16 protein-coding genes and 1 riboswitch are annotated in these 13,826 nt (G+C 36.1%); of the genes, 13 read left to right on the top strand and 3 right to left on the bottom strand.

Features of this window, described 5'->3' with window-relative positions; all coding sequences use genetic code 11:
- Positions 1 to 13 precede the first annotated feature (13 nt).
- From hutU to ribH, 6 genes are all read left to right on the top strand, one after another.
- On the top strand, positions 14 to 1,663 hold the full coding sequence (hutU, locus tag KFV12_RS09670) for a urocanate hydratase (protein ID WP_254256659.1): 1,650 nt from the start codon (positions 14 to 16) through the stop codon (positions 1,661 to 1,663).
- Between the two features lie 54 nt (positions 1,664 to 1,717).
- Positions 1,718 to 2,947: an imidazolonepropionase gene (gene hutI / locus KFV12_RS09665; RefSeq protein WP_254256658.1), complete on the top strand. Its 1,230-nt coding sequence runs from the start codon at positions 1,718 to 1,720 to the stop codon at positions 2,945 to 2,947.
- A 259-nt stretch (positions 2,948 to 3,206) separates the two neighbouring features.
- A riboswitch (FMN riboswitch) is annotated at positions 3,207 to 3,333 on the top strand.
- 136 nt (positions 3,334 to 3,469) lie between these two features.
- The gene (gene ribD / locus KFV12_RS09660; protein ID WP_170122527.1) at positions 3,470 to 4,519 is read left to right on the top strand and encodes a bifunctional diaminohydroxyphosphoribosylaminopyrimidine deaminase/5-amino-6-(5-phosphoribosylamino)uracil reductase RibD; all 1,050 of its coding nucleotides are present in this window, start codon (positions 3,470 to 3,472) and stop codon (positions 4,517 to 4,519) included.
- Positions 4,500 to 5,123 (top strand): riboflavin synthase, encoded by a 624-nt coding sequence (locus KFV12_RS09655; RefSeq protein ID WP_111716494.1) that lies wholly within the window; start codon positions 4,500 to 4,502, stop codon positions 5,121 to 5,123. The genes ribD and KFV12_RS09655 overlap by 20 nt, the downstream gene beginning before the upstream one ends.
- Positions 5,123 to 6,313: a 3,4-dihydroxy-2-butanone-4-phosphate synthase gene (gene ribB / locus KFV12_RS09650; RefSeq protein WP_254256657.1), complete on the top strand. Its 1,191-nt coding sequence runs from the start codon at positions 5,123 to 5,125 to the stop codon at positions 6,311 to 6,313. The genes KFV12_RS09655 and ribB overlap by 1 nt, the downstream gene beginning before the upstream one ends.
- The gene (gene ribH, locus KFV12_RS09645; RefSeq protein WP_111716498.1) at positions 6,310 to 6,774 is read left to right on the top strand and encodes a 6,7-dimethyl-8-ribityllumazine synthase; all 465 of its coding nucleotides are present in this window, start codon (positions 6,310 to 6,312) and stop codon (positions 6,772 to 6,774) included. The genes ribB and ribH overlap by 4 nt, the downstream gene beginning before the upstream one ends.
- A gap of 205 nt (positions 6,775 to 6,979) precedes the next feature.
- On the opposite strand, the gene KFV12_RS09640 is transcribed toward ribH, so the two are convergent.
- Positions 6,980 to 7,969 carry a proline dehydrogenase family protein gene (locus KFV12_RS09640; protein ID WP_111716499.1) on the bottom strand — a complete coding sequence of 330 codons (990 nt, stop codon included), beginning with the start codon at positions 7,967 to 7,969 and terminating at the stop codon, positions 6,980 to 6,982.
- Positions 7,970 to 8,138: 169 nt separating this feature from the next.
- Positions 8,139 to 8,270 (bottom strand): hypothetical protein, encoded by a 132-nt coding sequence (locus KFV12_RS13310; protein ID WP_255724750.1) that lies wholly within the window; start codon positions 8,268 to 8,270, stop codon positions 8,139 to 8,141.
- Positions 8,271 to 8,431: 161 nt separating this feature from the next.
- Here KFV12_RS13310 and KFV12_RS09635 point away from each other — a divergent pair, with 161 nt between their 5' ends.
- The 5 genes from KFV12_RS09635 to KFV12_RS09615 all read left to right on the top strand — a co-directional run bounded on the left by KFV12_RS09635 (position 8,432) and on the right by KFV12_RS09615 (position 11,919).
- Complete coding sequence (locus KFV12_RS09635) at positions 8,432 to 9,526, top strand: AAA family ATPase (protein ID WP_254256656.1); 1,095 nt, start codon at positions 8,432 to 8,434, stop codon at positions 9,524 to 9,526.
- Positions 9,527 to 9,537: 11 nt separating this feature from the next.
- Positions 9,538 to 10,263: a nicotinamide riboside transporter PnuC gene (gene pnuC / locus KFV12_RS09630; RefSeq protein ID WP_254256655.1), complete on the top strand. Its 726-nt coding sequence runs from the start codon at positions 9,538 to 9,540 to the stop codon at positions 10,261 to 10,263.
- Between the two features lie 74 nt (positions 10,264 to 10,337).
- The gene (locus KFV12_RS09625) at positions 10,338 to 10,712 is read left to right on the top strand and encodes a VOC family protein (RefSeq protein ID WP_242444246.1); all 375 of its coding nucleotides are present in this window, start codon (positions 10,338 to 10,340) and stop codon (positions 10,710 to 10,712) included.
- A 75-nt stretch (positions 10,713 to 10,787) separates the two neighbouring features.
- The gene (locus KFV12_RS09620; RefSeq protein WP_254256654.1) at positions 10,788 to 11,450 is read left to right on the top strand and encodes an NAD(P)H-dependent oxidoreductase; all 663 of its coding nucleotides are present in this window, start codon (positions 10,788 to 10,790) and stop codon (positions 11,448 to 11,450) included.
- 136 nt (positions 11,451 to 11,586) lie between these two features.
- Complete coding sequence (locus KFV12_RS09615) at positions 11,587 to 11,919, top strand: hypothetical protein (protein ID WP_111716508.1); 333 nt, start codon at positions 11,587 to 11,589, stop codon at positions 11,917 to 11,919.
- Between the two features lie 40 nt (positions 11,920 to 11,959).
- Here KFV12_RS09615 and KFV12_RS09610 read toward each other — a convergent pair whose 3' ends face one another.
- Positions 11,960 to 12,481, bottom strand: coding sequence for a gamma carbonic anhydrase (locus KFV12_RS09610; RefSeq protein ID WP_111716509.1), 522 nt, complete (start codon positions 12,479 to 12,481; stop codon positions 11,960 to 11,962).
- Between the two features lie 83 nt (positions 12,482 to 12,564).
- On the opposite strand from KFV12_RS09610, the gene KFV12_RS09605 reads away from it, so the two are divergent.
- Both KFV12_RS09605 and KFV12_RS09600 read left to right on the top strand, forming a co-directional pair.
- Positions 12,565 to 13,386, top strand: coding sequence for an alpha/beta fold hydrolase (locus KFV12_RS09605; protein WP_111716511.1), 822 nt, complete (start codon positions 12,565 to 12,567; stop codon positions 13,384 to 13,386).
- A 29-nt stretch (positions 13,387 to 13,415) separates the two neighbouring features.
- Positions 13,416 to 13,823: a transcriptional regulator, SarA/Rot family gene (locus KFV12_RS09600; protein ID WP_099579783.1), complete on the top strand. Its 408-nt coding sequence runs from the start codon at positions 13,416 to 13,418 to the stop codon at positions 13,821 to 13,823.
- The last annotated feature ends 3 nt before the right edge of the window (positions 13,824 to 13,826 follow it).

The raw sequence follows: 13,826 nt of genomic DNA, 5'->3' as shown, positions 1-13,826 counted from the left end.
GGAGGATTTTATGATGAGAAATATTAGAGCAAAGAAAGGTTTAGAGATTGAGTGTAAAGGATGGGAACAGGAAGCTGTTCTTCGTATGTTATATAATAATTTAGATCCAGAAGTAGCAGAACATCCAGAGAATTTAGTTGTCTACGGCGGAATCGGTAAAGCAGCACGTAACTGGGAAAGTTTTGATGCAATCGTTGAAAGCTTACGCAACTTAGAGAAAGATGAAACTTTACTTGTACAGTCCGGTAAACCTGTCGCAGTGTTTAAAACTCACGATCAGGCACCACGTGTCCTGTTATCAAACTCAGTATTAGTACCTAAATGGGCAAACTGGGAACATTTCAATGAATTAGATAAGAAAGGTCTAATGATGTACGGTCAGATGACTGCAGGAAGCTGGATTTACATTGGTTCTCAAGGTATTGTTCAAGGGACTTATGAAACGTTTGGTGAACTTGCAAACCAGCATTTTAATGGTGATTTAAAAGGTACGATCACATTAACAGCAGGTCTTGGTGGTATGGGTGGTGCGCAACCTTTAGCTGTAACGATGAACGGCGGTGTTGTGATCGGTATCGATGTTGATGAATCACGTATTGATAAGCGTATCGAAACACGTTATTGTGATGTTAAGACACATGACGTAGATGAAGCTATTCGTTTAGCGAATGAAGCGAAAGCAAAAGGGGAAGCGTTATCTATTGGTTTAGTAGGAAACGCTGTTGATGTATACAAAGCATTACTCGAAAAAGATTTCAAAGTTGATATTGTCACTGACCAAACGTCAGCACATGACCCGTTAAATGGTTACGTGCCTGTAGATTATTCACTCGAAGAAACAATTGAGTTACGTAAGACAAATCCTGAAGAAGTTGTGCGTTTAGCGAAGCAATCAATGGCGAAACACGTGGAATACATCCTTGAATACAAAAATCGTGGTGCTGTAGCATTCGATTACGGAAACAATATTCGACAAGTTGCTTTTGATGAAGGGGTTAAAGATGCATTCAGCTTCCCTGGATTCGTTCCTGCTTACATTCGCCCGCTATTCTGTGAAGGTAAAGGACCTTTCCGTTTCGCAGCATTAAGTGGTGACCCAAAAGATATTGAACGTGCAGATGAAGAGATGAGAAAGCTATTCCCGGATAATAAGAAATTGATGCGCTGGTTAGATTTAGCAAGTGAGAAGATTGCGTTCCAGGGATTGCCTTCTCGTATCGCTTGGCTTGGCTATGGTGAACGCGCTAAAATGGGGTTAGCATTAAATAAACTTGTTGAGACAGGTGAAATTTCTGCACCAATCGTAATCGGTCGTGACCATTTAGATGCAGGTAGTGTTGCAAGTCCAAACCGAGAAACTGAAAGCATGCAAGATGGTAGTGATGCAGTTGGTGACTGGGCAGTATTGAACGCTTTAATTAACACTGCAGCAGGTGGATCATGGATTTCATTCCATCATGGTGGTGGTGTGGGCATGGGTTACTCGCTACATGCAGGAATGGTTGTTGTTGCAGATGGTACGAAGAATGCTGAAGAACGATTACAACGTGTGTTAACAACTGATCCAGGTATGGGTGTAGTGAGACACGTTGATGCAGGATACGATATTGCGATTGATGTTGCGAAAGAAAAAGGTATCAACGTACCGATGTTAGATAAATAAAATAGTTTAATACTGATATTAAGCTATCAATATATATTTGAAAGGATGTAGAAAATGAACGATATCATCATTCAGAATATTAGTGAACTGATCTTACCAAAGAAGACAGAAAAGCCGCTTAAAGGTGCTGAACTTGCTGAGCTAAAAGTAATTGAAAATGGTACAGTTGTGATAAAAGATGGCAAGATTATATATGCCGGTGAATTTAGCGAAGCCTTTGAGGCTAAAGAGACGATCGATGGAATGCATAAAACTGTGTCTCCTGCACTTGTTGATGCCCATACACATTTAGTACATGGTGGTTCACGTGAACATGAGATGAGTTTAAAGCGTCAAGGTGTTTCTTATCTTGAAATTTTAGAACAAGGTGGCGGAATTCATTCGACGGTGAAAGCTACGCGTGAAGCATCTGAAGAAGAACTATTCGAGAAAGCTGAGCATGAATTACTACGAATGATTCATCACGGCGTACTAAGTGTAGAAAGCAAGAGTGGATATGGCTTATCTTTAGAACATGAGTTAAAGCAACTGCGTGTATCTAAACGTCTTCAGGAGAAATACGGCATCAATATGAAACACACATATCTTGGACCGCATGCAGTACCAAAAGATAAAGATAGTGAAACATTTATTGATGAATGTATTAAAGATCTACAGGAAGTTAAGGATATTGCAGATTTTGCAGATATTTTCTGTGAGACAGGTGTATTTACAATAGATCAGTCTCGTAAATATATGCAGGCAGCAAAAGCGGCTGGTTTACCTGTTAAGATTCATGCAGATGAAATCGACCCGTTAGGTGGATTAGAGTTAGCGATAGAAGAAGAAGCAATTAGTGCTGATCACCTTGTTGCAGCAAGCGAAAAAGGTAAACAGATGTTAAAAGATAGTGATACAGTAGCTGTATTATTACCAGGAACAACTTTTTATTTAAATAAAGAAGAATATGCAGATGCTCGCGGCATGTTAGACAACAATGGAGCAATTGCGATTGCAACGGATTATAATCCGGGAAGTTGTGTTACAAGTAATTTACAGATGGTAATGAGTATCGCTGCGCTTAAATTGAAATTATCTCCAAAAGAAATCTGGAATGCAGTAACGGTTAATGCAGCGAAAGCAATCGGTGTTGACGCAGGTACGATCGATGCTGGTGATGCAGCGAATCTAGTCATCTGGCATGCAAAGAATCATGAATATATCCCTTATCATTATGGAGTGAACCATGCAGAAAAAGTAATCCATAACGGTAAAGTGATTGTGAATAATCAATTTAAATTATAATTTCAGAGACTGGGACAGAAGTGGTCTGCCACAAGCAAAAACCGAACAAAACTAATAAATTGTTCTTTGATTTATAGTTTATGTTCGGTTTTTGTCGCAGGGGCAACTTCTGTTCCGCCGTTTAAGCTGTTAAAAAGAAGAGAGCCTAGACTTATGTCTCAAACGCTTTAAATTTTTCGATGAATTAAATTATTTGCATTGATTTTTCATACAATCTTCGCTATGATGAAATTGTCTTAATTGACAGACAAGTTAATAACTATTCTTTCGGGGCAGGGTGAAATTCCCAACCGGCGGTGATAGTCCGTGAGCTGATAATATATATTTGATGCTGATTCTGTGAAACTCAGAAACCGACAGTATAGTCTGGATGGGAGAAAGAATAAGGTGCCATTTTGATGGTTTATTTGTTGATGCATAAATTCTGCAAATACTATTATCATGGTCTTATTTATTGAACCTAAAATACAAATGCCCAAATCTTATGATTTGGGCATTTTTTTATAGGAGATGAATAATAACTTGTATTTAGATAAAGCATTTGAACTTGTTCAATGGACGGATGGTCAAACAGGCAGTAATCCAGCTGTAGGTTGTATTGTAGTAAAAGATAACAGAATAGTAGGTATTGGTGCACATCTTACGGAAGGTGAAGCACACGCTGAAGTGAATGCACTGGATATGGCTGGTGCGCATGCAGACGGCGCTACGCTTTACTGTACGCTTGAACCGTGTAGTCATTTTGGCAAGACACCGCCATGCACACAAAAAATTATTGATAGTGGTATTAAACATGTTGTGTTTGCAGTACGTGATGAATCACTAAACTCTGGTATCGATGATATGAAAGCACACGGGATACAAGTAGAACAAGAGTATATAAGTGAAATTTACGACTATTATCAGCCATTTTTTAAAGCGAAGCTGCACAAATTACCATATACGATATTAAAGATGGGTGTAACGCTTGATGGAAAGACAGCAGATGATAGTGACGTTAGTAAGTGGATTACTAATGACGCATCAAGAAATCATGCACACCGTGTCCGTTATGCCAGCGATGCCATACTAGTAGGCTACAATACATATAAACATGACCAGCCAACTCTTGATAGTAGAAACTATAAAGATAAATGGATCAGGAAAGTTGTTATTTCTAATGGATTATTCGAAATCAATGACAAAGATAATAATGATTATGATAAATCACGATTAATCGTTGTGACGACAACTAAACAGTCGATTGATGGTGTTACGGTAATTGTACTCACTGATCTACATCCTGAAACCATTTTAGAAGCTTTATATTTACATAAAATTAACCGCATAATTATAGAAGGCGGTATGCAGACGATGCGTTCGTTTGTATCTGCCAGAACTTTTGATGAAATACACCAGTATATTGCCCCGAAAATTTTAGGTGGATCCTCAAAGCATCAGTTTTTAACAACTGATCAACCTTCACAAATGTCAGAAATTACTGACCTTTCTCTTGTCTCTGTTAAGACTTTCGACCAGGATGTATTACTGATTTACAGAAAGGATGATGTTGATGTTTACAGGCATCATTGAAGAAGTTGGTGTCATAGCACAACTAAATAAACAGGGTGATACTACCTTTATGACGATTGAGTGTAATCGTATTATAGAAGACATGCACATTGGTGATTCTATCAGTGTAAACGGTGTATGTCTTACAGTCACAGCCTTTAATCATTCGAGCTTCAATGTGGATATATTAGAAGATACGCGTGCTATTACGTTGTTTCGAAATATGAAGCAAGGTACTAAGGTAAATTTAGAACGTGCATTATTACCGACAACAAGGCTTGGTGGTCACTTTGTAAGCGGGCATGTCGATACGAGTCTCGTTGTAGAAAGCGTAAAACACATGGAAAAGACAATGCAGTTAAAGCTCAGACTTCCAGATGAATTTCGTAAATTTGTTATACCGAAAGGCTCGATCGCAGTTAATGGTATATCTTTAACGATATTTAAATTAGATCATGCAATTGAGCTGAATATCATACCTGAAACGGTAAGAAGTACGATGCTGTCAGAACTTAAATCAGGTGATAAAGTACATATTGAATTCGATATGTTAGGAAAGTATATATTGAACAGTAAACAAGAAGAAAGTGGTCTTTCTTTATCTAAATTGGAGATGATGATGTAATGTTTGATGCTATTGAAAGTGCATTAGAAGATTTAAAGGCAGGTAAGCCAATTATCGTGGTTGACAATGAAGATCGTGAAAATGAAGGTGACCTTGTAGCGATAACAGATTTTATGACTGAAGATACGATAAATTTTATGATTACACATGCTCGAGGATTGGTGTGTGCACCAATATCTGCAGCGTTAAATGAGCGCTTGAATTTACAGCCGATGACTTATAATAATCAGGATCCAAATAAAACTGCATTTACCATTAGTATCGACCATGTTTCAACGACCACAGGTATCAGTGCATTTGAAAGATATTGTACGGTGAAGGCATTGGCGGACCCAAATGTTACTTTGAGTGACTTCAATCAACCGGGACATGTATTCCCGTTAATTGCTAAACCGAACGGTGTCCTTGAACGTGTCGGACACACAGAAGCATGTGTAGATTTAGCAAAACTTTGTGGTGCAACCGAGACAGGTGTAATCTGTGAAATTATTAAAGATGACGGAACGATGGCAAGAAGAGATGATCTTGCAATATATAAAGAAGAACATCGATTAAAGATGATAACTATTGCCGATTTAGTTGAGTATATAAAATGTGAAAAGCCACTCGTAACACGCGAAACTAAAGTAAATATGCCAACTGAATTTGGTGACTTTACGATGTATGGGTTTAGTGAGATTTATAGTGATAAAGAACACGTTGCATATGTTAAGGACTATAGTGGTGTTCCGGATATTCGAATACATTCTGAATGTCTGACAGGAGATGTGTTCCATAGTAAACGATGTGATTGCGGGATACAACTAGAAAAAGGCATGCAGCATATTGAAGAAAATGGCGGTATTTTAATCTATTTACGACAAGAAGGCCGTGGCATCGGACTGATCAATAAACTAAAAGCATATGAAAAGATTGAACAAGGACTTGATACAGTTGAAGCCAACCATGTATTGGGATTTGACAGTGATATGCGTGATTATGCTGTTGCTGCTTCAATATTAAAGGATTTAGGAATAGGTAAAGTGAATCTCATGTCAAATAATCCTAGAAAGATTAACGGATTAGAGCAATATGGCATAGAAGTTGAAACGAGAATTCCACATCAATTTCAAAGCAATGCAATAAATAAACATTACCTAGAAACGAAAAAAGAAAAATTAGGACATTTACTGGAGGAGAAATTAATATGAACTATAGTGCACAATTAACAGGACAAGGCTTAAAGATTGCAGTTGTTACATCAAGATTTAATCATTTTATAACAGACCGTTTAACAGAAGGTGCGGTTGATACGTTAGAAAGACATGGCGTAGAAAGTGAGAACATCGATACTTTCTTAGTACCCGGTGCGTTTGAATTACCATTTATCGCAAGTAAACTCGCACAAAAGAAAAAGTACGATGCAATTATTACATTAGGTTGTGTGATACGCGGTGCGACAACACACTATGATTACGTATGTAATGAAGCAGCAAAAGGGATTGCTAAAGCTGGAGAATATGGAACACCAGTAATATTTGGTGTAGTTACAACTGAAACAATCGAACAGGCGATTGAAAGAGCAGGTACGAAAGCAGGTAATAAAGGTGGAGAAGCGGCAATCGGTGCAATCGAGATGGCAAATCTTAATAAGATGGTTGAATCTATCTAGTGCGAAATTGGTGAAACCCCAATTTGGAGTGCGAAATCTAGTGCGAAATTGGTGAAACCCCAATTTGGAGTGCGAAATCTAGTGCGAAATTGGTGAAACCCCAATTTGGAGTGCGAAATCTCACCCGAAATTGGTAATCCCCCAATTTCAAAACCTCAAAAACAAAAAAGACCGTGAACACAATTTGTTCACGGTCTTCAAACGATTATTTCTTAAATAATTTTCTTAAAACTACAAGTCCAGCTAAAGCTGATCCTGCAACAATCGCACCACGCTCTACTTCAGGTGTAACGATTGATTTATAAACTAATTGTAAGTTTTGTGGACGTTCTGCTAAACGTCTCATAAAATAACCATACCAGTCTTCACCGTATGGTACATACGTACAGAAGTTGTAACCAGAGTTTGCGATTTCAACTTGTAACTCAGAACGGAATCCATATAACATCTGGAATTCGATTAAATCTTTATTTAAGTTATGTTGCGCGATAAACTTCTTCACGTGATCGATAATATTATGATCATGTGTTGCAATTGAAGTCATTGCTTTAGCGTTTAATAAACGTTGTTCGATAATTTTGATATAGTTTGCATCGATATCTTCTTTAGATTGGTAAGCAACAGATGCATCTTCTTTATAAGCACCTTTAACTAAACGTAAACGTACATCTTTATATTTCTCGATTTCTTCAGTTGCACGGAATAAGTAAGCTTGAATTACTGTACCAACATTCTTAAATTCACCTTTTAAACGATCTAACATTTCAAAAGTTTGAACTGTATGATTGTAGTCTTCAGTATCCATGTTGATGTGCATGTTACCACACTCATGTGCTTTTAACAGAATTTCACGTACATTTTCGTAACAGAATTCCGGATCTACATCTAAACCGATTTGTGTTAACTTGATAGACATATGTGCATCTACACCAGCATCATATAATGCCTGGATCATCGTTAAAATATTGTTCTTTGCTGCTGTTGCTTCTTCTTTAGAGAAAACAAATTCACCTAAATTATCAACAGTTGCAGAAATGTTTTGTGCATTTAATGCACGAATTGATTCGATTGTTGTTTTAACATCAGTTCCAGCAACAACTTTGTTAGCACCTAATGCTAAACCATACTTTTTTGCAGCTTCATTTAAAGTTGCGTTCTCACTTAAAGCAATAAAAAAATCTCTTGATAATCCCATCTATTGTTCCTCCTTAATTATAGTAATCATCTGATTACACTCCCCTAATAGGATAATCATAATGAAAACGCTTTTAAAGGTCAAAGGAAAATTTAAATAATCATAAAAAATTAAGTATCATTTAACACAAAATTCACAAAAATTTCACTTTTTAATCAAAGAAAAAAGCTTAATCATTTGACTGAGCTTTTTTCATATCTGCGACGAATGTTTTTTCGATAGGTTCGTTACTAATTTCTATAAAATGGGGTAAAGCTAAAAAGATAGATAATACGATGATTAATTTTTTTATAAATTTCATAACGCGCCTCCTTCATATTTAAATTCAGTTTATACTTTGAATATGAAGAAGCAATGAATTATATGTAAAGTGTTTATATAGAAATTGTAAATAATAATAAGATAGATAATTATCGTATAATTGCTATAATGATATTAATTTACATAAAAGGGGTAAGACAGATGAGAGATTTAGGAATTTATTTTGGTACGTTCGCACCGTGTCATGTTGGACATCTGGAACAGATTATTAGAGCGAAACGTGAAAATGCGCATGCGTTAGTAATTGTTTCTGGATATGATGGCGATCGTGGTGATTTAGCAGGTATGAGTTTAACAAACCGTGTGAAGGCAATGCGTGAATTATTAAAGGATGACACGAATGTTACTGTTTTAACATTGGATGAAACGAATATTCCACGTTATCCTGACGGTTGGGGTCCATGGCTTGCTTTACTTCAGGAAAAGATTGAAACAGCAGCAAAAGAAAATGACTATGCGATGGAATCTGTAACATTTTATGTTGGTGAAGAAGAATATATTCAGCCGCTTGATGAGTATTTTAAAGGTGAATTCAAATCAAGCGACGTTCAGATTACGAAAGTGGATCGTCGTATCACTGGTATAAGCGGAACTTCTATTCGTGAGAATCCAATATTAAACTGGGATTTTGTAACGCGCCCATTCAGACGTTTCTTTGTACAGAATATATTGATTATCGGAACGGCAAGCACGGGTAAAACAACACTCGTACGAGATTTAGCACGCCGTTATTCTACTTCGTATTCATTAGAATATTCAAGAGAATACCAGACGACACGCCAGGTGCGTGATGATGAACTTGATATTAAAGACTTACATGCAATCGGAATTGGTCAGTTTGAACTAAATCGTAAGCATATTCATTCGCCAGGTACACGTAAAGTATTCTTTGCAGATACAGACGTGATGACAACAAAACTTTATACGAAATTATATGCACTACCAGAAGATTACGAAAAAATTGCACCGGTCTTTGATTATTATATTTCTTTACAGACGTGGGCATTGATCATCGTATTACCTCCTACGACGCAGTATGTCGATGATGGTTTCCGTGATATGAGTATGGCGGATCAGAAAGCACGTATTGATATGCATCAGATGTTCTTAGATGAAATAAAATATCAAGGACTGGAAGATAAGATGGTTGTGCTTAAAGGGGACAGCTTCCAGGAAAAATATGAAGAAGCACATCGTCTTGTAGATGAAATTTTAGCAGATGGAAAAGATAACTAAGGAGATGGGGTATGTTTTTATTTAAAGATTTTAGAGGATTTACGAAATATGAAAAAATATTTTTTGGGTTATTTTTATTAGCGCAAGTAGCTATTCTTGTGTATTTCTTTATCAAAACGAAGGATATTGACTGGATTAACGTCATAGCAAGTATTTCTGGTATCCTATGTGTGATCATGAGTGCGAAAGGTCGTTTAAGTACGTTCCTATACGGTTTAATTCAGGTCATCACATATGGCTGGATCAGTTATCAGGCAAATTTAATGGGTGAAGTTTACTTACAGGTTGTATTTGGTGTATTCCAATTTATCGGTTTATATGCATGGATTCGTAATATGCATACGTTAAGCACACCTAAAGTTGAAGTTCAGGAAGTTGATACGAAAGGTTTAACAGCGATACAATGGTTAATCACTTTATTACTTGGCGGAGCTTTTTACTTCGCATTTGCTAAATATCTTGAAAGTATAAAGTCTGGTCAACCATTTCTTGATGCCTTAAATGTAAGTTTAAATTTAACTGGTCAAGTATTGATGTCACTTCGATTTAAAGAACAATGGTTCTTCTGGATTGTTGTTAATATCGTATCTATTACACTTTGGGTGAGAAAAATGATGCATACTGGTGCAATCGATGCGACAGGTGTTACAATGGTTGTGATGTGGATTGGATTCCTGATTAATAGTGTATACGGATACTACTACTGGAAGAAACTTCAGATTGAAACACAACAATAATTTTTTATTCTCTCTTATATAAGGGAGAATTTTTTATATTTCATATATAATGGATAAAAAAGGGGGAGATACAGATGAAATTACAAAGTGTGATGCTTTATGTTAAAGATCAGGCGCAGGCGGTTAAGTTCTGGACTGAGGTTATGCAGTTTGAAATCATTAATGAATCAGTGCTAATAGAAGAATATAAATCTTATGAAATTGGTGCGACGAAAGAAAGTGAAACGACGATTGTGTTATTTGATAGAGCATTTATCGAAAAATATAGTCCTGGAGTAACACTTGATCCACCATCATTAATGTTTGAAGTAGATGATTTAGAAGCATTATATAAGCGAATGAAGTCAATGGATGTAACAGTAGGTGAGCTTGTTGAGATGCCGACAGGTAAAGTATTCAACTTCTCAGATTTTGAAGGTAACTACTTTGCGGTAACACAAAAGCATTAATTTAAGACTCGGTTGAGTCTTTTTATTTTGATTTTAAACATAGGCGTTGTATATATAATGTAAGAGGTGACAATAATGGATAAATCAATAATCAAGGAAGAAATATTAAAAGCACATCATTTTAGACATGCTGCAAGACAATATAATGAAGTGAAAATTCCTAAAGAGGATATGGATTTTATTCTGGAAGTGGCAAGACTTAGTCCATCTTCAGTGGGTTTAGAGCCGTGGCGATTTATTGTATTGGAGAATGAAGAAATAAAGAATAGCATTAGCGATGTAGCCTGGGGTGCAAAGAAACAACTGGCGACTTCAAGTCATTTCGTATTGATTTTAGCGCGAAAGGATGTACGTTATGATTCGGATTATTTTATTGAGCATTTTAAACAACGTCAACCGGATGAAGATAAATTAAAGCGTATGCTATCGATCTATGAAGAATTTCAAACGGAACATATTGAAGTAGTAGATTCAGAGCGTGCTCTATTTGACTGGTCAAGTAAACAGACATATATTGCGCTTGGGAATATGATGACTGCTGCTGCACAAATCGGTATTGATTCTTGTCCGATAGAAGGGTTCGATTATCGTAAGGTAAATGCTATTTTAGAAGAAGCGGGTATCATCGATCGTCAGAAAGAAGGAATTTCCGTAATGGTTTCGTTTGGTTATCGAAAGTTTGACCCCCGACAGGAAAAATCTAGAAAGTCTGTTGACGAAGTGATTCAATGGTTCTAAATCAACATAACCAGTCATTTGTAAATTCTTTGTAAATGTAACTGAGTAATCTTTAAATAATCTTAATATTGATTATTCCTTTTCAATGATAGAATAAAAAGTGAATTATAAAGTATATCAATGAAGAGGTGTCTACATGTTTAAAGATATGGCATATTATATTTTCGGTGGGTTAGATCCATTTTTCCAATTATTCGTATTTGAACCGATTGTTATTACAATTATCGCGTTGATTGTTGCAATGGTAACAAAAAAAGCGTGGTTAATGGGAATTGTAATTATTTTATTAAACTTAGTCGATAGTGCAATTGATGCAAACTTTGCTTTTGCTGCTGAAGGTATGGGTGCAGTGATTAGTCATACATTCACATATTTCTTTGCTAATTTCTTCTCAATGTTCTATGAGTTCGTATTCAGCTATATTATCGCTGGATTACCATTCATGCATAAGAAATTTGGAATTGCATAATTATTTTAAAAAAGGTGAAGCCGATTCGGCTTCACCTTTTTTATGCTTTATTTTCGTGCATCGCCTTATAAACTTTCGCTTTATCAGCATACTCCTGCTGGATGCGTGCCATATCTTGTTTATCTTCTTCTGTTAAAGCTCTTACTACTTTGGCTGGTCTGCCCATCGCGAGCATACCTGGTGGAATCTTTTTACCTTGTGTAAGCAAAGATCCTGCTCCTAAAAATGCACCCTCACCAATTTCTGCTCCATCGAGAACTGTAGAATCCATTCCTACGAGTGCGCCTTTACGAATCATACTTGAATGAAGCGTGACGCGATGTCCGACCGTTACATTCTCTTCAATGATAAGCGGTGCATCCGGTGATTGATGGAGGCAGCATAGATCCTGAACATTTGAATGTTCTCCGATAATAACTGGGCTGACATCTCCTCGGATTACTGTACCGTACCAGATTGAAGCATCTTTTGCGATTTTTACATCGCCAGTTATCACTGCATTCGGTGCGATAAACGCACTATCATCAATTTCAGGATACTTACCATCATATTCATATAACATATTGTAACCACCTTTCATAAGTTTTGATATAATAATAATATCATTAAAAAGACGGATAAAGAAATTATTAAAGGAGTATCATTATGTGGAAATGGGAAACTGAAAAGGCACCGAAAGGGATAGTTGTAATTGTACATAATATATTAGAGCATCATGGAAGATATGCATGGTTTATCACACATTTAAGACGTGATGGCTATCATGTAATTATGGGAGATTTACCGGGACAAGGACAAACTTCCCGTGTAAATAGAGGACATATCGAAAATTTCGATGAATATCGAGAGAAAGTATTGGAATGGATTGAAGTTGCTGAAGAATATCATCTTCCGGTATTTTTACTAGGTGTTGGATTAGGAGGCTTAATCGCTGTCAATTTACTTGAAAAGGTCAATATAAAACTAGAAGGTGTGATGTTGATTTCACCTTTATTTGGATTTCAGAACACAGTTACTACACGTAAAAATTTCCTCGCATCAAGTTTAAGTTCTATATCAAAGGATGCGAAGTTTGATATGAATATTCCTTTAGAAGATTTCTCGCGTGATAAAGAAATTATTGCTGAAATGAAAAGTGATCCTTTGATGCTCCAAAAAGTTAGTTTTAATTGGTACAAGTCAATTATTGAAATCATGAAGGAAACGATGGAGAATATTCACAAAATCAATGATATCCCGGTACTAATAATGTATTCAGAACAAGACCGTATTGCAGATATCGATCAGATTAAATTATTTTCACAGGAAATTAAGTCTTCTGAAATATACATTAAAAACTGGCGTACGCTATTTCATGAACTTCACAATGAGCCTGAAAAAGACAATGTTTTATACTATATCGAATCATTTATGAACAATAGAATGAATTATATTGGATTGATTACAGAGGAAGTGGGTATAGAATAAGATATTGCAAATTTAGAGGGTGAAAATGAATGTCAAAAGATAAACATGAAGTAAGTGATATGGTTCTGTTAAATGACTTACAGAAAGAAATAGATGAAATTTTCGAAATGATATCTTCAGAATTTAACTTAACGAAAGAAGAATATATCGTAATGGTGGCACTTTGGGACAAGGGACCGATGCCGATGAAAGAATTAGACAAATATTTGGATATTAAGCCATATAAAAGAACGCGTTTCTACAATAATCTAGTAGCGAATGGCTGGATTAAGAAAGTTCGTCCGGCAGATGATGAGCGTACTGTTATGATATATTACAATGAGGATCGTCTACCTGAAAAAGAAAAGATAGTAGATGCAGCTTGTTCTAACCTGAAAGGTAAGAAAGAAAAGTTAAAGCAACAATTTGATTCGATATTAGAGATTTGTGGATTATAGAAA

The sequence above is a fragment of the Macrococcus epidermidis genome, assembly GCF_024205965.1.
Taxonomy (GTDB): domain Bacteria; phylum Bacillota; class Bacilli; order Staphylococcales; family Staphylococcaceae; genus Macrococcoides; species Macrococcoides epidermidis.
Note: the sequence above shows the minus strand (reverse complement) of the source record. Positions and strands in the feature narration are given on the sequence as shown.